The 20,256-nt window shown below is 49.0% G+C and carries 11 protein-coding genes; 1 reads left to right on the top strand and 10 read right to left on the bottom strand.

All coding sequences use genetic code 11. The annotated features are described in order from the left end of the window. Positions 1-15: 15 nt before the first annotated feature. Positions 16-2,916: an RCC1 domain-containing protein gene (locus tag H3H32_RS06935; RefSeq protein WP_182462011.1), complete on the bottom strand. Its 2,901-nt coding sequence runs from the start codon at positions 2,914-2,916 to the stop codon at positions 16-18. 251 nt (positions 2,917-3,167) lie between these two features. On the opposite strand from H3H32_RS06935, the gene H3H32_RS06930 reads away from it, so the two are divergent. Next, positions 3,168-4,451, top strand: coding sequence for an MFS transporter (locus tag H3H32_RS06930; RefSeq protein ID WP_182462010.1), 1,284 nt, complete (start codon positions 3,168-3,170; stop codon positions 4,449-4,451). 13 nt (positions 4,452-4,464) lie between these two features. Here the strand turns inward: H3H32_RS06930 and H3H32_RS06925 are convergent, their stop codons facing one another. From H3H32_RS06925 to H3H32_RS06885, 9 genes are all read right to left on the bottom strand, one after another. Further along, on the bottom strand, positions 4,465-5,538 hold the full coding sequence (locus tag H3H32_RS06925; protein WP_182462009.1) for an alpha/beta fold hydrolase: 1,074 nt from the start codon (positions 5,536-5,538) through the stop codon (positions 4,465-4,467). A 47-nt stretch (positions 5,539-5,585) separates the two neighbouring features. Beyond that, entirely contained in the window at positions 5,586-7,541 is a 1,956-nt protein-coding gene (locus tag H3H32_RS06920; RefSeq protein ID WP_182462008.1) for an SGNH/GDSL hydrolase family protein, read from the bottom strand. A gap of 136 nt (positions 7,542-7,677) precedes the next feature. Then, complete coding sequence (locus H3H32_RS06915) at positions 7,678-9,057, bottom strand: enolase C-terminal domain-like protein (protein WP_508614201.1); 1,380 nt, start codon at positions 9,055-9,057, stop codon at positions 7,678-7,680. 284 nt (positions 9,058-9,341) lie between these two features. Further along, on the bottom strand, positions 9,342-11,537 hold the full coding sequence (locus tag H3H32_RS06910; protein WP_182462007.1) for an outer membrane protein assembly factor BamB family protein: 2,196 nt from the start codon (positions 11,535-11,537) through the stop codon (positions 9,342-9,344). A 136-nt stretch (positions 11,538-11,673) separates the two neighbouring features. Further along, positions 11,674-12,642: a hypothetical protein gene (locus H3H32_RS06905; RefSeq protein WP_182462006.1), complete on the bottom strand. Its 969-nt coding sequence runs from the start codon at positions 12,640-12,642 to the stop codon at positions 11,674-11,676. A gap of 161 nt (positions 12,643-12,803) precedes the next feature. After that, positions 12,804-14,534 carry a RagB/SusD family nutrient uptake outer membrane protein gene (locus H3H32_RS06900; RefSeq protein ID WP_182462005.1) on the bottom strand — a complete coding sequence of 577 codons (1,731 nt, stop codon included), beginning with the start codon at positions 14,532-14,534 and terminating at the stop codon, positions 12,804-12,806. Between the two features lie 41 nt (positions 14,535-14,575). Beyond that, positions 14,576-18,037, bottom strand: a complete 3,462-nt coding sequence (locus H3H32_RS06895) for a TonB-dependent receptor (RefSeq protein WP_182462004.1) — start codon at positions 18,035-18,037, stop codon at positions 14,576-14,578. A gap of 292 nt (positions 18,038-18,329) precedes the next feature. Beyond that, positions 18,330-19,448 carry a FecR family protein gene (locus H3H32_RS06890; RefSeq protein WP_182462003.1) on the bottom strand — a complete coding sequence of 373 codons (1,119 nt, stop codon included), beginning with the start codon at positions 19,446-19,448 and terminating at the stop codon, positions 18,330-18,332. Positions 19,449-19,557: 109 nt separating this feature from the next. Next, entirely contained in the window at positions 19,558-20,169 is a 612-nt protein-coding gene (locus H3H32_RS06885) for an RNA polymerase sigma factor (protein ID WP_182462002.1), read from the bottom strand. Between the last annotated feature and the right edge of the window lie 87 nt (positions 20,170-20,256).

Here is a 20,256-nt window from a genome sequence, read left to right as displayed (position 1 = left end):
CAAGCTAAATAAAGACTAGTCAACCACTAAACGATGCTGGCGGGTTTGACCGCGTTCCTCTACCGTCAGAATATACACCCCTGTGGCGAGTTTGCCTGAGGTTTTCAACAAGAGGTTCCTCGATTGAACACCCAGCTTCTGGAGCGGCATTACCCGGCCATCCGAATCATAGAAATTGATCAGGGCTGTTTCGGGCTCATCCAGACTTAGGGTAAATGATTGATCACTTACAGGGTTCGGGAATACGCCATAAGCGCCATCACGTAGTACCACCGAAACCGCAGGGTACACTGTAGATTGACCGTTGAGGTCGGTCTGGGTGAGCCGATAATAGCTTGTACCCCAGTAGGGTGTCAGGTCTGTCAGATGGTACGTTTTCAGGGAGTTGCTACTGGTGCCTAACTCCGTTACTGTCCCAACTTTCTCGAAGTGTTTGAGGTCTTTACTCCGTTCGATCAGATACCCTTTGTTATTCGTTTCCAGAGACGTTGTCCACGTCAGTTCGACGGTGCGATTTTCCTGTGCCTTGGCCGTGAAGGAAACCAGCGTTACTGGTAAGGGGTTTGCCTGAGCTATACCACAACTGAAGGTGTTGCTCTGCACCGTAGTGCCGTTACCCAACTGACCGCTGGTATTCAGCCCGGTGGTGCAGAGAGTTTGGCGACTTACGTCAATGATCACTGAATGATGCGCGATAGACCCTCGGAACAGACTAACGATGGGCGCTGACGTGGCAATGGTTACTGGACTGGTTTCAACGGGTTTGGTACCATCCCCTAATGAACCTTCGCCGTTATTGCCCCAGGCCCAGAGGGTTCCATTACTTTTCAATCCTAATGCGTGCGCATAGCCAGCAGCAACGCTAATCCAGGTATTGTCGGTGCCAATCTGCTCTGGGTTGTGTTGATCCGTGGTGGTACCATCGCCCAATGTACCAGCCGCGTTGTAGCCCCAGGCCCAACGTGTCCCATCGCTTTTCAGGGCTATCGTAAAATACTGACCGCCAACCATGCTAACCCAATTTTTATCGGTACCTACCTGAACTGGACTAGTTCGGCTGATGGTCGTTCCATCCCCCAACTGACCATAGCTATTGTCACCCCAGGCCCAGAGCGTACCGTCACTTTTGAGGCCCATCGAGTAATAAGCTCCTGCAGCAATGCTCACCCAATTGTTGTCCGTACCAACCTGTACTGGACTATATTGATCCTGTATGTTGCCATCACCTAACCCTAACCGCCCATTTTCGCCGTGCCCCCACGTCCAGAGCGTACCGTCACTTTTAAGGCCCATTGAGTGATCACCACCAGCAGCCATACTGACCCACTTGGTGTCCGTGCCGATCTGCACTGGGCTGGTGTGGGATACATTGGGGCCGTCGCCCAACTTACCATAACTACCATTTCCCCAAGCCCAAAGAGTGCCATCACTTTTTAGCCCCATCGTATTTTGATAACCAGCAGCCACGCCAATCCATTTGGTATCTGTACCGACCTGTGCAGGCGTGGTTTGTGCAGCGATTGTGCCAATACCTAATTGTCCATCGCTACTGTTGCCCCAGGCCCAAAGCGTGCCATCGCTTTTTACGCCCGCCGTATGGTCATCTCCCTCCGCTACGCTAACCCAGTTGATCAAGGCAATACTAGTGGCGATAGGGCTGCTTTGCAGCACGCCCTGACCAGCCCCAATACCCAACTGACCGTAATTATTAAATCCCCAGGTCCTGAGTGTACCATCGCTTTTCAGTCCGACCGAGTGATTGGCACCAGCAGCGATACTCACCCAATTATTGTCAGTTCCAATCTGCACTGGACTGAGTCGATCGGTGGTAGTTCCGTCACCTAACTCACCATCGCCATTGAATCCCCAGGCCCAGAGTGTTCCATTGCTTTTAAGCCCCAAGGAGTAATGAACTCCCACCGCAACTCTTACCCATTTGGTGTCGTTGCCAATTTGGATCGGGCTAGTGTGCTGGTCGGTGGTGCCATTGCCCAACGTTCCATATCGATTATCACCCCAAGCCCAAAGGGTCCCATCGCTTTTGAGTGCCAGCGAATGAGTTTCCCCCGCAGCAACGCTCACCCAGTTATTGTCGGTGCCAATTTGTACTGGACTGTGTTGTTCTGTGGTACCCGAATTGCCTAACTGACCAGCCGTATTTCGTCCCCATGCCCAAAGGGTTCCGTCATTTTTCAAAGCCAGTGTATATTGATAACCAGCTGAGATGCTGACCCAATTGTTGTCGGTTCCGATCTGCATAGGGCTGTTACGATCGGTTGTGGCACCATCACCCAATTGACCATTGGTATTGTCTCCCCAGGTCCAAAGGGTACCGTCACTTTTGAGCGCTGCCGAGTGATACGACCCTGTAGCGATGCTTACCCATTTCGTTTCATTTCCGATTTGTACCGGACTATGGCTCTCAGTGATGCCACTGGCGATGCCCAACTGTCCATCTGTGTTTAGGCCCCAGGCCCAAAGTGTACCATCGCCTTTGAGTCCTAATGTATGAGATTGCCCTGCAGCAATGGTGACCCAAGTATTATCGGCACCAATCTTTATCGGACTAAGGCGTTGCATAGTGGTCCCATCGCCTAATACGCCATAGGAGTTTGCCCCCCAGGCCCAGAGCGTACCATTTCGAATTTCGAACGTATTGACACTTTCACAACCTGTGGTTACGCGTTGGTAATTACCCCGATAAGCGTTCGTCAGTTTAGCTTGGGTGCGGCCAGTTTGGGCCTGGGCTGGTACGAAGCTACTAAACCAAAATCCTAAAAGGAGTTTCAGAAGAAGAGTGGCTTTCAATTTGAGCTTTCTTCTGTCGGCGGTTACTACGGCTGATGTGGATACAGGGAATGCATATCGCCAGTAACATAAAGCGGCTGGCGATACCTCAACGAAATCTGATGCCATTGATGGGTAGTTAGGTAGAAGTGGAGGACAACGTAGAAAAGCGACACCAATATAATCTTTTTAAGTAAATACTGAATATTACTCAGGATAACGACGAACTGGATTTCTTTTTTACCTCAGGATCAATCTATCGCGCAACGGTCATCAGATTCTACTATTCAGAAAAACAATTTCTTTAATCCATATTTTCGGAATATTATTTCGATATTCTATATTATTGTAGAATTATTAAAAACTACTTGTACCCTCACATGATTGTGACTACTACTTCATCAGACCCAACAGTCAACTCAACTCAAGCTGCTACAGTTAGCCTAGTTAGTTTGCCAATCATTGTGGCCGCGTTGGGCTATTTCGTTGATATTTACGACTTGCTGCTGTTCGGTATCGTTCGGGTGCCGAGTCTGAAAGATATGGGACTCTCGCCCGATCAGATCTCAACGGTTGGCGGGCGCATCATGAACTGGCAAATGGCGGGTCTGCTACTTGGCGGCATTGTGTGGGGAATTCTGGGCGACAAGCGCGGGCGACTTTCGGTGTTATTTGGCAGTATCATTACCTATTCCATTGCCAATATTGCCTGTGGCTTTGTGAAGCATATAACCTTCATGGACCCGGTTCAATACTATGCCCTGATGCGGTTTGTGGCCGGTGTCGGGCTAGCGGGTGAATTAGGGGCGGGCATTACCCTCGTCAGCGAAATTCTGCCGAAGGAAAAACGAGCGGTAGGGACTTCATTTGTGGCTGGAATTGGCGTTTTAGGCGCTGTAGTTGCCTATTTTACGGTTAAACTCTTCGATTGGGAAACGGCTTTTTTTGTCGGTGGAAGTTTAGGGTTTGGCTTGTTATTATTACGTTTCGGGGTGGTTGAGTCGGGCATGTTTACCAACATCATCGAGCAAAAACAGGTAAGCCGGGGTAATTTTCTCTCTTTCTTTACCAACACAAACCGACTCAGTCGCTATCTAAAATGCATCGGCGTTGGTATTCCCTCCTGGTTCGTTACCGGCATTTTGGCTTCGTTCAGCAACGAATTTGGGAAGGCCTGGGGCATTACCGAAGAAATTCAACCGGGCTTAGCCATTACGTGCTTATATATTGGCATGGCCATCGGCGATCTGTCCAACGGCTTCATCAGTCAGGCGCTGGCATCGCGTAAAAAAGCGATCACCCTCTTCATGGCCATTGCGTTTGTGTTCAGCTTTATCTGTTTATACCTCGGCATCAAAAGCGCCACCGTTTTCTATGTGCTTTGCCTGGGTCTGGGCTTTGGAAATGGTTATTGGGCCATGTTTGTGACTATTAGTGCGGAACAGTTTGGCACCAACCTACGTGCTACAGCCGCCACCACCATCCCGAATATGGTGCGCGCTTTTCTGATTCCAATGACTCTGGGTTTTCAAGCACTTAAGCCCTCACTGGATGTTGTCAATGCGGGTGCTGTTGTGGGTTTGGTTACGTTCTTAATCGGTTTTTACGCTATCCTGACCATCCCCGAAACCCACGACAAGGATTTGAATTACCTAGAAGAGTAACGAACCCTGTAGGTTACTTTAAACGGTTGAACGATTTTATTCGTCTGGCAAACGAAGCTACATCGTTCAGAAATTGAGCCGGACGCTCATAATGCACATTATGCCCTGTGTTCGGATACACTTTATGTTCAATAAATGCGGGATGCTGTTTTTGAAGCGCTGCATTCTCCGTTTCAAACGGGAACAAATCATCTGCACTCGTGGGGTCGATGATCAATAAGGGCACCGCCAGGTTTCGGTAGACGATTTTTGGCTCTAGAATCGACATCGATTCGGCAAAAAGCGGAACCCGAGTTGGGTGAAGAATATTATCCCGAAACTGCTCGGGCGTTTTCATATTAAACAACGCCAGCACACCGGGACTAATGGCCCATTTGCCATTCTGGGTTGGTCTAATCCAGGCCAGTAACTCAAATTGAGTTCCTTTTTGAGTTGTGTCATAGATGGAACGGTAAGCGTCAAATTCACTGTCAAAGATTGTTTCGGGCAGTCGGTCTTTGAACAATTCGCCAATGCGCTTATCCAGTTGAGACGGTTCCATTTCGTGGTAATGTGTATTTGGCGAAACCGAACCTCCATCTTCTAAAATCAATCCTAGAACGCGTTCAGGATACGCATCGTAGAAGGCCGTACTAATCATCCCTCCTCTCGACCAACCGCCAATTACCGCTTTTTTGATCGCTAACTTGTCCAGAATCGCTTTAATATCATCCGCCACATGATAGAGTGAAACGTCATGAGCCGGAATGGGCGTTTGGCCGTGCCCATAATAGTCGATCGCAATTAGATAATAACCTGCTTTCACCAGGCCATCCGCCAGCGACATTAATTCGAGGGCATTGGTCAGGCTACCGTGCGACCACACAAGCGGTATGCCCGAAGAGTTACCCAAGGTTATGTAATGAATACGGCCATTCGGGGTCGTAATAAAATGACCATGTGTTTTTTCGAAACGGGCGAATTCCACTTTTGCAGCCAGATAAGTCGCTTGTAACTCAGTCCGTTCAATACTAGATGGGTTCTGCTGAGCAAGTGCGTAAACACTGACCATCAGGGAAATTGCCAGCGGATAAAATGCCTTCAACAATGGATTAACTAATGTGGTAAAACCTAAAAGGTATGAACGACAAGCTGTTACTTTTGGATAGACCGAATCTTTTCCTTCAACTGTAGCGCAATGGCATTATGGCTATCCAGACGAAGCGTTTTTTCTACGTATTTGGTGGCTGCTGTGGCATTCGCAAATTTCAGATAACCTAAGGCCAGCTGATTGCTGAGATTAACATTAGTTGTATCTTGGGCAAATTGATTCTTTATCGCAACCAACTGCTGTACAAACGATTGCAACTCGTTCAGACTAAAGCCAGATTGTGTGTGAGCAGCAGCATATTGAAGGTAAGGCAGCGCTTCTTCTGGTCTATCCAGCTTAAGCAAGGTAATGAACAACGGTTGCGCTCGTTCGAAACTATTCTCCAGACGAAACGCCTTTTTTAGATAAGTGACAGCCTGTTCATTTTTAGTCAGTGCTAAACTGAGCTTAGCGGCCTGGTCGTAAAAGACAGGATTATACGGATACTCCAGCACCTGCGCTTCAGTCACCTGCAAGGCTTTAGCGAAGTTCTTTTGTGCCACATAATAGCCTACTAACCGATTCATGGCGTCGGGCCAGGAGATTTGCTTGACAACCAGCGCACCCGCCAATTGTTCTTCCTCAGTTTTTGGCCGTTTTTCTTCAGGAGGCATCGGCACATTGAACGGCCAGCCTTCTTTTAGAATCATCATCTCGTAGACTCCCTTGAGCGAATCGACAGTGGTGATGGGCATGCGTTGTCGTAATTCAGCGAGGGAGAGTTCATGCGTCCGATCACTGGGAAGTAATCGACTCTTTTTCAAGGCTTCGTAAAACGCATCCGAAAGAAGGGCATAGCCAAACAAGTTCGGGTGCACGTGTTCCAACAAGGTTTCCTGGCCTAGAATACCGTGGGGCGAGTGGGCTTCAAACGCCTGCTTTGTATCGACCAACGTAACAACTGGGTAGTTAGTCAAGACTTCCTGAATGGACTGATTCATGGCCTCCGGTGCCCGAAATCGCAACATATCCAACTCTTTCGCCCGAACAAAACCTTTTTTTGCTTCGGTAAAATTCCCGTTCGCATAGGCTTGATTGGCCAGTTGATATTGCGTCTGAGCCGACGTTGGCCCATTATCCGGACTGCTAATAAATGGCGTCAAATCTTTCTCATTACTGACCAGATTACTGATAAAAACTGGAATATGCCGCTCACTTAACTCCCGGCATACGTCATTCAGGTTCGTCTTGAATTGCTCGATACCCGCCTGATAGGTTGCGGAACCATAGACAATCTGCTGATCGGCGGCCATTCGCTTCATCAGATTCTCTCGCAAATCGACTTTTTGACCAGAAACGGCTTTTCGAATTCCGTTTATTGTATTGGCAAGCAGTTGCACCAGCCGAAATTGCCGGAGCTTGATCAACAATCGGATAAGTGTGGGACTGTGTGCCAGACTACTCGTCGAACCAACGCCTAATGCTCCATAGTATTCATTATGACCTACATAAACCAATACTGCATCGGGACTATAGTCGCCTAGTTGCTTCGCGAAATCGGCAACGGTGTAAGTATTAACGGCTGTCAGTGCCAGATTAATGATCTCAAACTCTTTATTCGGGAAGGTATGCATCAGCCGATATTGCAACCAGCGATGAAAAGAGCCGTTGTGCATGTACGGATAACCGATTGTGGTTGACTCCCCCAACACAAAAATCCGAAACGTACCCTCGGCTTTTTGCTTTCGAAACGGCTCAAAGTTACCAATCGTCGCATTTTCAGTTTCCGAGAAGTACTTCTCTGATGTATACTGATTCATGACAAGAAAGCCCTTATTCTGCGGGTCTTCTACAAACAGGTGGAGGTCATGGCCATAACTAAATAACCTGAGCAAGCCTTCGATAAGTGCCAGTAGCAGAAAAGGAAACAGTAACGCTATTCCCTTAAACAGCAACAGACGCTTTCGGCTTGGTGGCGTTTGCGGACTAGTTGGCGGAGGGGGCGTTACTGTTTTTTTCATAGTTTGTTTACACTGGCGCGGGTATTCACCCGTGCCTATAATTTCGTCAGTATTCACTGACACTTTACACAATCAAGTCTACGCAAGCAAATGCTTGCTATATATAAAGGCACGGGTTCAAACCCGCGCCAGATACTTAAGGTCTAATAATGGTACCGTCCATTTTACGTACCTGCCAGTTCGACTTGGTTGTGATGGGATATTTGGCGGCTTCTTTCTCGTTAATATCAACGCCTAAGCCCGGCACTTCATTGACCGACATATAGCCTTTATTCATTGTTGGGCAACCACTGAACACCTCTTTGGTTTTATCAGAAAACTGCACGGCTTCCTGAATACCGAAGTTCCAGACCGCCAGATCTATGTGGGCATGAGCTGCGTGACCCACTGGCGACACATCGCCCGGTCCATGCCAGGCGGTGCGGATGTTAAACCACTCGCCCAACCGCGCTACTTTCATGGCGGGTGTGATTCCCCCAATCTGCGAGACGTGTATCCGAATGAAATCGAACCATTGGTTAACCATCGGCTCTTTGAACTCGTTGATATTGTTGAATAACTCACCCATGGCGATGGGCACTGATGTCGCTTGTCGGAGTTGCGCAAACCACTTCATATTCTCTGGTGAGAAGGGGTCTTCAATGAAGAAAGGTCGATATTCTTCAACCCGCTTGATCATATTGATGGCGTCAATGGGTTGTACCCGTTCATGAATGTCGTGAAGCAGTTCGATCTCTTCCCCACACTCTTTCCGAACGACTTCGAACATTTTGGGCACCGATTTCAGATACAGTCGCTCGTTCATGTAGTTGTCGGTTTCACCCCCAAAACCAGCTACTTTGAAATCGGGCTTGTCGGCGGTGGCGCCCACGGCTCCGTAGCCTCCCTGCTGAATGCGAATGTACTTGAACCCATCGGCCATCAGTTTTTTCACACTGTCGGCAGCAGCTTCGGGCGTGTTTCCGCCTGCGTGCGTATAACAGGGAATAGCAAAACGGGCTTTGCCGCCCAGCAGTTGATAAACGGGCATATTGGCCCGCTTGCCTTTGATGTCCCACAACGCCTGATCCAATCCGCTGAGGGCATTGTTGAGCACGGGGCCATTTCGCCAATACGAGCTGACATAGGCAGATTGCCACATGTCCTCGATATTGTCTACATCTTTGCCGACGCAGAACTCATTCAGATAGGTATTGATGGCTACAATGACAGTAGCAGCCCGTTGCGTAAACGTAGCACAGCCTAGACCATAGAGACCCGGCTCAGTGGTTTCAACTTTAACAACGATGAGGTTAGACCCCTGGGGAGCCGTGGCAATAGCTTTAACACTTTTGATTTTGACAGGCGCTGTACCGACAGCGTATTGGGGCTTGCCCTGTTGTTCACGCGCTTCGGCTGTAGACAGGCCACCAAACATACTTAAAAGTCCAGCCGATGAGCCCATGCCCAACATTTTCAATGCGTTACGGCGGTTATGATCGAGTTGCTTTTCGAGGGATTCACGGTTTGTATTCATGAAATGAAGAGGTAAAGGATTAGTAATTTATAATGTTATGGAAAACACTAGGTGATTTTTTGTCATTCCGACGATAGGAGGAATCTCAAAGTCGTTTATTAATCAAGCTTGAGATTCCTCCTATCGTCGGAATGACAAAAAAACTGAGTTTAGGTATGTTAGGAAAATTTAAAACAACCTAGCTCATCACGGTTTCCTGTTTGAAGCCTTCTATTTATGCGAACTACTGTCTACCAACCTATTAAACATGGAATAGAAGACGTCAAACAGGAAACTGTGGTGAGCTAGGGTAATGCAAAAGCGAAGTAATATCCGCCCGGTTTGTGGCCATTTTTGACACCACCGACCGCAACGGCAACATACTGCTTCCCGTTGACCTGATAGGTAATTGGGGTAGCGAAACCACCCGCCGGAAGTTGATATTCCCAAACGACCTTGCCCGTTTTTCGGTCGAAAGCCCGGATGCGTTCGTCATAGGTGGCGGCAATAAAGACCAGCCCGCCCGCTGTTACAATCGGGCCACCGTAGTTTTCGGTACCAGTTAGTGCAATCCCTTTTTTTGTCAATTCCGGAAACTCACCCAACGGAACTTTCCAGAGGTATTCGCCTGTGTTGAGGTTGATTGCATTCAGTGTGCCCCAGGGTGGTTTTACGGCGGGATAGCCATCTGGATCGACGAAACGGGTCCAGCCATTGTTGATGTAAGGGGGAATGTACGGAAAGACAGGCTTCTCGGCCACCGCTACGGGAGCGGAAGCATTATGATGATCGTCAGTATTGCTGGCTTTGGTTTCGGTATTGAGCAAAAAACGGACAAGTGTGCTGCGATCCTGCTCCGAAATATGCTCGAACGAAGGCATCCGTCCACGACCCGTTTTCAAAATAGCCTGTATATCCTGCCCCGTGAGCCGTTTCCCAATATCGACCAGACTCGGGTAGGCATCTCCGCTCCCTTTCCGGTCGGCTCCGTGGCAGGCGGCACAATTTGCCTGGTACAGTGATTTTCCTTTAGAGGCTAGTTCGGCAGTGCGGGCCGCCATGTCCATCATCTTCACATCCCACACCATTTCGTTTGAATTCTGGTACAGAATACCGTCTGGGGCGGCCGCGTTGCCGCCCCATTCAGCTCCACCGCCGATGCCAAAAAATAGCGTTCCTTCCAGACTTGGCGGCATAAATTTATTTCCAGCGCGCGTTTTCAGGAATCGTTCTTTTACAAAAGCATGTGCTTCGGGCGTACGGTCGGTGATGTCTGCTTCGGTGAATACCTGACGGGCAAAGGGCGCAGGCTTTAGCGGAAACCGCTGTTTGGGCCAGGGCTGTTCGCCCGGCAGCCCCGTTGTTGGAACAGCCCGCTCTTCAACTGGAAAAAGGGACGTCCCCGTATCGCGATCAAGCACATACACCAGCCCATCTTTCGTGGATTGCGCCACTGCATCGACCAACTTTCCGTTGTGCTTCACCGTAACCAGATTGGGTTGACAGGGCAGATCCCGGTCCCACAAATCATGGTGGACGGTTTGGTAATACCACTTCAGCTTGCCCGTTTCGGCATTTAGGGCGAGGATACAATCAGCATACAGGTTTTGCCCGGCGCGGCTTCCACCATAGAAGTCAACCGCGGGCGAACCGGTGCCTAAATACACCATGCCCCGCTTTTCATCCAGTACCATACCTGCCCAGTTATTGGCTCCTCCTATTTTTTTGTAAGCGTCTTTGGGCCAGGTTTCATAACCTGCTTCACCCGGTTGGGGAATGGTGTGGAATATCCAGCGCATTTTGCCTGTACGCACATCAAAAGCGCGGACATGGCCCGGTGCCGCATCGCCATATTCGGAAACCGTGCACCCTAAAACCAGCAAATCCTTATGAATAACCCCCGGACTGGTCACGGTAACCGACACTTTTTTGAGGTCATAGTTTGGATCAGTCAATAGACCTTCGCGTAAGTCGACTTCTCCATTTTTGCCGAATTGTGTAACTGGTTCGCCCGTTAGTGCGTTGATAGCGAAAAGAGTCGGACCAGCTGTAAACAGAATTCGTTTGTCCACTCCGCCGTTACCTTCTTCCCAATACATGACGCCCCGATTTGGGTTAAAACGGGCGGTTTTATCTTTGAAGGGATCAAATACCCAGAGTTGTTCGCCCGTATTGGCCTTTACCGCAAATAGCTTAAGTTTCGGCGTTGTGCCATACAGAATGCCATTGACAACAATGGGTTGACACTGAATTTCGGGTTGACGCCCTCCTTCCCCATCGATTTTGGCCGCATTATAGGTCCAGGCTACCTGAAGGTTTTTAACGTTATCGAGGTTGATCTGCGTAAGGGGCGAATACCGATTACCGGCTTTATTTCCTCCGTAATTAACCCAGTCGGTGTTTCCTGGTTGGTCGATGTTAGAAATGATTTGATTTGGGCGGATGGCCGCAAATAGTAAACCTCCAACTCCAATCAACCCGAGATAAATGATGTGCTTCATAAAAAGTCGTTGATTTCTGTGGTGTCGGATTCTTAAATCCGACACATTAAGGTTTCTCAAAACCTTTGGAATACACTAGGTTTTAAGAAACCTCGCTTGTCAGGTTTAGAACCTGACACCACTAAGTTATCCTAGACTACTTCGTATAATAATCATACTGGATTTTCCAGCGAAATTCTTTACCGGGATCAGCTTTGATCTGGATATAGGGTTCCGGGCAAACAGTAACTGGCATTGACCAGTAAGCGAGTTGAACAATAGGCTGATCACAAGTGATGCGCACACCCGCGCCGGTTTTGCGGTTTTCAATACGTATATCGTAGTCTTTCGCCGTTTCGCCGAAGCCGGTCAGGTAGCAATGTGTGGTTTCACCTTTGCTAAGTTCTTTTAGGTAAGCGAGTTGGTTCGTGCGTAACTCAAACAGAGCCCCCATACCTCGGGGTGTTCCTTTGGTTTGTAAGGCAAAGGGAAATGTTACCGAAAAATCGGGGCCAGTTGGCTGCTTGTCGATCACGTAAAAGTTGTGATCATAGACCGTCGTTTCGATGGGTTTGGCGCCCGTGTTGGTCAGCGAATGTTCCAGCACCAGCGTCGGTTTGCCGGGTACTAATCGAATCGTTTTCCGGTACCGGTAGGAATAACCCGCAGCATCGGTCAACTCGTGGATAAACTCAACGGCATCTTTCTCTTTTTTGACGCTCCACTTGCCTGCATTAACCAACTCATAAGGTGTCGCAAATCGGTAAGGACCATCGGCAGATTTCCGAAGTGATCCCACCCCAATCTTCAGAAAATCTTCACCCGGCTTAGCCGTTTCGTAGCCAATGGGCGTAAACTCTTCAACAGGACCGCTAATGGCATCGTGTAATTTGGGATCATACTTCTCAAACCACTGGCCAAAATAGCTATGTCCTTTATAATCAAGGCTGGCAATCACACCCGACCAATCGAAACGCACACCCTGATAATACCCCTGCGCCGGATCAGGCAGGTACAATTTGGCCTGGATCACCCCATTCGAGATGTCTGCCTGGGGAAATGGGACCAACACAATAGCGCTGGTCAGGCCGAACAGCACGCCAAGAAAAACGAATGCCTGCTTCATGAGGAAAAGGGGGAATATAGGTAGCTATGGTGTCGTATCAACCCCACCCCAACCCCTCCCCTGGTTTCAGGGGAGGGGCTAAAAAGTGACCAGCATTAGCCCCTCCCCTTATTTCAAGGGGAGGGGTTGGGGTGGGGTAAATGCCGCAGAGCTTAATCGCCTTAATAACCCGGATTTTGCTTCATACTGAAGTTTGAGGTGATCTCGTTGATCGGAATGGGTTGGGCATAATCCGTTGGGTCCCATTGAATGGCGCCCCCACGAACCCGTTGATAATAAGCGGCTTCCTTATCGCCAATTTTCCATCGACAGACGTCAAACCACCAATGGCCTTCGCCGAACAGTTCGGCCCATCGCTCGTATTTGAGCGGGTCATTTTTGAGTACCGCGTCGGGTGCACTGGTCTGATCAGTTAGCGTTTTATAATCGACTGCCGACGCTGTGTTGACGGCATAGCCATACGCTCGCCTTCGGACCTTGTTGACATATTCTAACGCGGTTGCATTATCGCCGGTATGGGTCAGGGTTTCCGCGTAGAGCAGATATATGTCCGCGAGCCTGAGCCACAGAATGTTATCACCGTTCGCCATATTCACTTCGCCTTCGGTTCCTGCCAGATTGATGTATTTCCGGAAACTCCAGGCTTCCATATCGATTTCCGAAATGTCGAGGTAGTGCGAAATGGGTTGTTTAACACCGAGCACAATCATCGAATCGACATAGGGTTGCAGACAGGATACCCATAAGCGAGGGTCCACCGTTTTATTGGCTCTGGCCGCCACCGATTTTGTGATGTACGACTTGTCGACATTGGCGATATTGGCTGTAGCCGTTCCTGCCGGGAAGTAGTGCCCCAGATTGAAGCCAAACCGGGCTATGTTTTTGGCATGCGGGAATACATTGGACCAGGCCGACGCTGCCTGTCCACCGTTAGAACCAACGTAAGTCGGTGCAATGACCATACCGATACTAGACCCCATTGAGCGATCATCGGTACCCCGATAGGTCATGTCAATGTTCAGGTTAAGCTCAATCAATGACTCTGAGTTGAACTCATTTTGTGCATTGAACATGTTTTTGTAGGTATCGAACGGTACCAGCGATTTCCCGCTGTTCGCGACCACATCGCTCAGGTAGGTTTTCGCATTGGCCCAATCCTGCGTGTATACATACACTTTGCCCAGAAACGCTTTCACCGCCCAGCCACTCACTTTGTATTTATCGGTAGTACCTGTCCAGGTTTTGCCAGTCAGAATAGTTTCGGCAGCTTTCAAATCACTGATAATGAAATCCCAGCATTGCTTAACTGTAGCCCGCGCCACCTGCGTTTCGGGCAGGCTTGACGACGTTTTGGTGATAATCGGTACGCCCATTTTATCTCCCCCCTGCCCATCGACAATGAAGCTTTCACCCCATTGCGAAGTCAGGTAGAAATAGTACCAGGCCCGTAGGTAAAGCGTCTGTCCTTTAATAAGATTGGCTGATGCGGCATCCGCAGTGTTGGCTTTGGCACTGAACGTTTCAATTCCGGCCAGCAACGTATTACACCGCTGTACACCCCGCCATAAATCCTGCCAGGTTCCCTGCAAAAAACTATCGTTAACCTGCGAATTGTTCTGCGCCAGTTGAATCCAGGTGGTTGTTCCCTGCCAGCTTAAATCGGTGGTGTGATCCCACAGGTAGGTGTTTTTGGCCAGCATATTGTGCCCAAATAAGTTAGGGGCATGCTGGGTGGCATAAGCACCTGCCAGGAGCTGTTCCAGATCGGCCACTGTGCCGGGGTAATTGGCGGTAGAAATAGCACCCGGATTGTCTACATTCACGAAACTCTCTTTGCAGGATGCCATACCCAGAAGTAGGACAAAGAGGGAAAGTTTGACTAGTATTTTCATGATCGAATATCGTTTTGTGTTACTGTATCCAGTGAATGAGGTTAGAAAGTCACGTCAATGCCCATCGACATAAGTGTAGTGCGCGGGTAGGAATAAATTGTATCGATACCCCGCCCGGTAGAGGCTGCATTGGCTCCATTACTCCGCCCGACCACCTCTGGGTCAAGACCCGAATACTTAGTGAATGTCAACAGGTTTTGCCCTTGCGCGTATACCCGAATACCCGACATTTTCCACTGCTTCATGAGCGAAGCGGGCAGCGTGTAGCCTATCTGAATGTTACGCAGTTTGAGAAAGGCTCCACTTTCGACCGCAAAATCAGAAATACGCGTGTAGTTGGCGTTGGGGTCACGAACGTAGTTGCCAGACGCATCCGTGTAGCCTACACGAGGCAGGTTAGTAAGCCCGTTGCCATTGAAATAAGACGTGTTGAAAATGTCGCGGGTGGTGTTGTAATCGCCCACAAAAATTGATGTGTAATACTTGTTGGCATTGAACACATCCACACCGGCAATACCCTGGAACAGAGCAGAAAAATCAAACCCTTTCCAACCCATGCTAAGTGTAACGCCGTACGTCATTTTGGGCCAGGGATTGCCAATGAAGGTTTTATCGGCCGATGTAATCCGACCGTCGCCGTTTAAATCCTGGAATTTCAGATCACCCGCACCGGTGGCCGCTGCCTGATAATAAACGCCCGTTGTGGTGCCGCCTGCCGATGCGGCTGCTTCCTGCGCTTTTTGGTTCAGCGCCTGTACGTCGGCATCTGTCTGGAAAATGCCAGCCGTTTTGTAGCCGTAAAACTGGCCCAGCGGTTGACCTGCCTGCGTGCGCGACACAACACTTTCCAGGTAATCGCCAGCGGGGCCATCGTTAATCGGGTTGTTGTTCGTGCCATCCAGTTTCTTTACCAGGTTTCGGTTGAACGACGCGTTGGCGGCAATGCCATAGGTGAAGGCTCCTTTCTTGCCCCGATAATCGACGGCGATTTCCAACCCCTTGTTGCTCATCTGACCGATGTTGGTATAGACCGTTGAGTTCGCAAAACCGGCAGAGAGCGCAACCGGAACCTGATAAATCATGTCGTTTGTCTGACGACTGTACCAGTCAAGGGTGATGTTCAGGGCGTTACTCAGCAAGCCGATATCCAACCCGATGTCTGTTTGAAGAACAGATTCCCATTTAATATTCTGGTTCGCTAATTGGGCGGTTAACGCATAGCCTTTGAAACGCGAACCGTCGGGCAGACCCATACTCGTTGTTCCGCCCGTTCCGCCATAGGAGTTCTGGTAGGTATACTGCGGAATGTTACTGGTACTTCCCAGTTTTCCGTAACTAGCGCGGAGTTTCAGGTTCGAAACGTAGGTAAGATTATCCCGGATGAATGCCTCTTCGTTCAGCTTCCAGCCCACCGAAACCGATGGAAAAACCCCGAATTTATTGGCGGGCCCGAACCGATCCGAACCATCCCGACGAACAGTTGCTGTCAGCAGATATTTATTTGCATACGTATAGTTGATCCGCCCGAACTGAGATAATAAACGGGTTTGTGGGAGTTCGCCACCGCTGGCTACGTAGCTGCTGGGATTACTGGTCAGCGCCAGGTTGTAGGTCACATAAGGGAAGCTTTGCGCTTCGGCGTGTAGTGAACTCAGGTCTGATTTATAGGCTTCGTAACCTGCCAACACCTTGAACTCGTGCTCGCCAATGGTCTTCCCATACGTCAGTACAAAGTTGGCTGTCAGGTTTTGCTGATTGTTAATGTCCCGGCTCAGGAAGGCGTTGTGGTTGGCAACGGTACCGTAATCGTACGCTTCTGTAAACTTGTAGTTGTGAAAACTATAGATCGAAGCCCCGAAGGTTGAGCGGAGGTTAAGTCCTTTCAGAATTTCCCAATCGGCATACAGGTTTCCTTCCAGGGCATAGGTTTCATTCTGCATGTGGTTCTGATATTCCTGCCCCACTAGGTTTGGCCCCGTAAAAAAGGTCCCGGTTTTAGCCCAGCCGCCATACGAATTGGTTGGGTCGTAGATCGGAATGACTGGTGCCGAACGGAAGGGAAATGTGCTGGTGACCACCGGGTTGTTTCCCGTTTTCCAGGCGTACAGTGTTTCGCCGACCTTCAGTTTTTTGTTGATTTTGAAGTCCGCATTGGACCGAATCCCGTATCGCTCAAACCAGTTGTCGATAATAGTACCCCCTTCTCGCTGATAGTTGGCTGAGACATAATAGTTGGTTTTGGCCGTAGCTCCCGATAAGGACAACGAATAGCTTTGATCCGACCCATTGGTATACAGATCTTTAACCCAGTCGTTATCCGGTAAAGTACTAGGATCGCCCCAGCCGCTAGTGCTTACGCCAAACGCTTTTTTGGCCGTGATATAATCGGCCGTATTGAGCATCTTGTACAGATTTCGGGGTTGCCGAACGCCGTAATACGCATTGAAGTTGATTTTCATTTTATCGACACTGGTACCACGCTTGGTCGTCACGAGCACGACACCACCAGCAGCCTGGGCTCCATAAATAGCGGCAGCACTGGCATCTTTCAGAATTTCAATAGACTCAACATCCTGAAGGTTGAAGTTATTCCCTGCCGACATCCGTATACCATCGACGATATACAGTGGCGACATACCGCCAATAGAGCCAACCCCCCGAATAACAATATCGGAACTGGCACCGGGCGATCCATCATTCCGCGTTACCTGAACCCCGGCGGCACGTCCCTGTAGCGCTTCGTTCACACTTCGAACAGGGAGGTTTTTCACCTCTTCGGCCTTTACCGACGAAATAGAGCCGGTCAAATCTGAGCGTTTTTGCGTACCGTAACCCACAACTACTACTTCGCTAAGGTTCTTGGTATCGACGGCTAGATTGACGTTCACCGAAGTCTGGTTACCTACCGTTATTTCTTGCGATAGATAGCCTACAAAGCTGAAAACCAGCACATCATCGCCCGTTAGCAAGGTCATCTTAAACTGACCATTCGCATCGGTCGTTGTACCCCGATTGGTGCCTTTCACCACAATACTTACCCCAGGAAGGCGGGTTCCTGCTTCGTCCGAAACGGTGCCGATAAGATTCCGGTCGGTGGGGGCGGCATTCATATTGAAAGGCAATTCAATAAGAGGGGCTGGCGGCTCCTGATTCAGAATAATCTGCCGCCCTTTTACCTGATAGGCAAGTTGGTGGGCCTTCAACAAATTATCCAGTACGTCGGCCAGAGTTTGATTGGTCGTGTTTAGTGTAACGCGATCATTTAATTGGACAAGCGCCGACCGGTACGCAAAGCGTACATCGGCCTGGCGCCCCAACTGATTCAAGACGGTTTTTAACGATAGGTTATCGGCGCGAAGCGTCACGCGCTGCTCCATAACTCGCTGTGCTTCAACCGGGCGGGCCGCTGCCAGACCGGCTACAATAGCCGCCAGTAATAACTGATAGACGGTAAATTTCATAAGGCTGCGCAACAGGCTAAGCGGTTGTCGAAGTTCTTTCATACTTTTACTTGTTTTTTGGCTATTTGGATTTGGAAATGGACAAAAAATCCCCCTGCCTCATCCTGGATGAGGTCATCGAACAAGGGTGCGAGTAAAGTCAGTGATGCTGGTACCATCACTGGCTTTTTTTGTTAATTACGGGTTTATTGTGGCATAGGCGATCTGTAGAAAAAGTGGGGTTAGGAATAGGTAATGAATAATGTATGATGGACAATGAATAACGGATAATTTTAAACTTTTGATTATCAGGATAATTTCATTTTACATTATCCATTATTCATTCTTAATACCATCACTTACAACCTCTGCTACTGATTACAATCTGACCATCCAGCACTTCATAAGAAGCTCCAATCGTTTGGCAGACTATATCCAATCGCTCCAGCAGGTTTTCATTAAAAAAGGTTAAGTTGACCAGGCAGGCCGATAAATCCTCCTCGTTGTAAATAAGCTTCACCCCATACGTTCGCTCAATTGTCGAAAACACCTTTGCTACAGGAGCGTCCTCAAATACCTGCTCTCGGTTAAGTATTTCAGGCATTAAGGCCGTTGGCTTTTCAACAAGCGCTTTCTGTAATCGCCTGTCGATCAGATTATAGGTCATCTGCTGATTCGGTGTCAATATGACGCCTTCTGTTCGTCGAAGACCTGACTGCTGGGCTTTTTCGAAATCCTGCTTGGTGTATACCGATACGCGTCCGGTTCGCACGGTTACGGTTACTGCTTTTTCTTCTTCATAAGCCCGAACCAGAAAGCTGGTTCCCAGCACTTTGGTCACCGTTTGATTGGCATAGATCAGAAACGGTTTGGCCGGGTTTCGGGCAACATCGAAAAAGGCTTCTCCATTGAGGTAAACGGTTCGGCTCGTCTTCTTGAAATGTTGGGGATAGCTCAGTCGGCTTTTGGGACGTAGGGTAATAAGGCTACCATCGCAGAGCAGGACGTTAATGGGTTTATTGGTGGTATTAACTTTTTCCTGAAGGGGTAAAACCGCCGTTTTCGTGAGTTGAGCGTAGGAGTCAGGACTGGCTTTCGGAATACTTGTTCGGCTATATAGCCAGACTCCCAGACCGGCCATCAGAATAATAGAAGCGGCTGCGGCCCAGCGCCACCAGGATCGTTGTGGGAGCGCCTGAATTGGCGGCTCTATATCTGCATCCCGGCGCTCGGCGGCTAGTTGCATTAGCCGATTGAGTTCGCTGGTGAAGCGTGCATCGGTTGCGTCGTCTTGGTAGTGCTCATTTAAAGCCCGAACCAGTTCCTGTGCTTGCCGAACAACATCTGCACGGTCAGGGTTTTGGATTAGCCACTGCTCCCAGAAATCAGCCGCCTGAGCGGACGATCCACTTGTCCATTGGCGAAACGACTCGTCGAATAAAAAATCTTCGGCGTTGTAAGTCCTGTAATTCATAGCGGAGCAACTAGCAGACTGGTCCTTTTAAGCCTATAGTGCTATTCTTCGCCGGGCAATACTCAAAAAATATGAAAAATATTTTCGCCTAGAGTGCAATTCTAATGAACTACGCTTCTGATAGAGCGAAAATCAGGAGGCTCAGGAGCAAATCGGGCGACCATTGGCTCCGAAGTTCTTTAAACGTCCGGTAGAGCAGATTAGCCACGCTCTGTCGCTCCATACCCATAATCTGGGCAATTTCGTGGTTATCTAAATTCTGGTAGAAGCGTAGGTATAGGACTTCCTGCTGCCGTTTGGTGAGGGTTGCCATCAATTGATGCAACAAGCGAGCCTGTTCGCTATGCAACTCGTTGTCAATGATTTCCTCTTCTATCGAACCCGTAAACGGCATATTGATCGATTCCGATTCATCTAGATGAATGGCTGAGTGCTGCCCCCGGATTTTCAATAATTTGTAGCGGAGTGCTTTTAACAGGTATGTTTTTACAAAAACCGCATCCCCTACCGTCTCCCGGCGGTCCCAGAGTTCAAGAAATAAATCCTGAATGGTATCCCAAACGACTTCGGAATCTGTTGTCAAACGAAGACCATAATTATACAGGCTCGGGTAGTGCTTTCGCGCTAACTCGCCCAACGCTCGCTCGTCACCGGCTTTAAAGCGTTGCCAAAGCTCTTGAGGAGCTAAGTCCCGATAATCAGTTGTCGTAAAACTGCCCAAAGGAGTAGACTAAAAGTTTCCTAAAGATAAAGACCACGTCTATAATTTTATATTGATCGGATGGTGAATTTTTAATAAAATATTTAG

Origin of the sequence: Spirosoma foliorum, from assembly GCF_014117325.1 — a bacterium.
Lineage (GTDB): Bacteria > Bacteroidota > Bacteroidia > Cytophagales > Spirosomataceae > Spirosoma > Spirosoma foliorum.
This window is presented reverse-complemented; position numbering and strand designations above follow the sequence as displayed.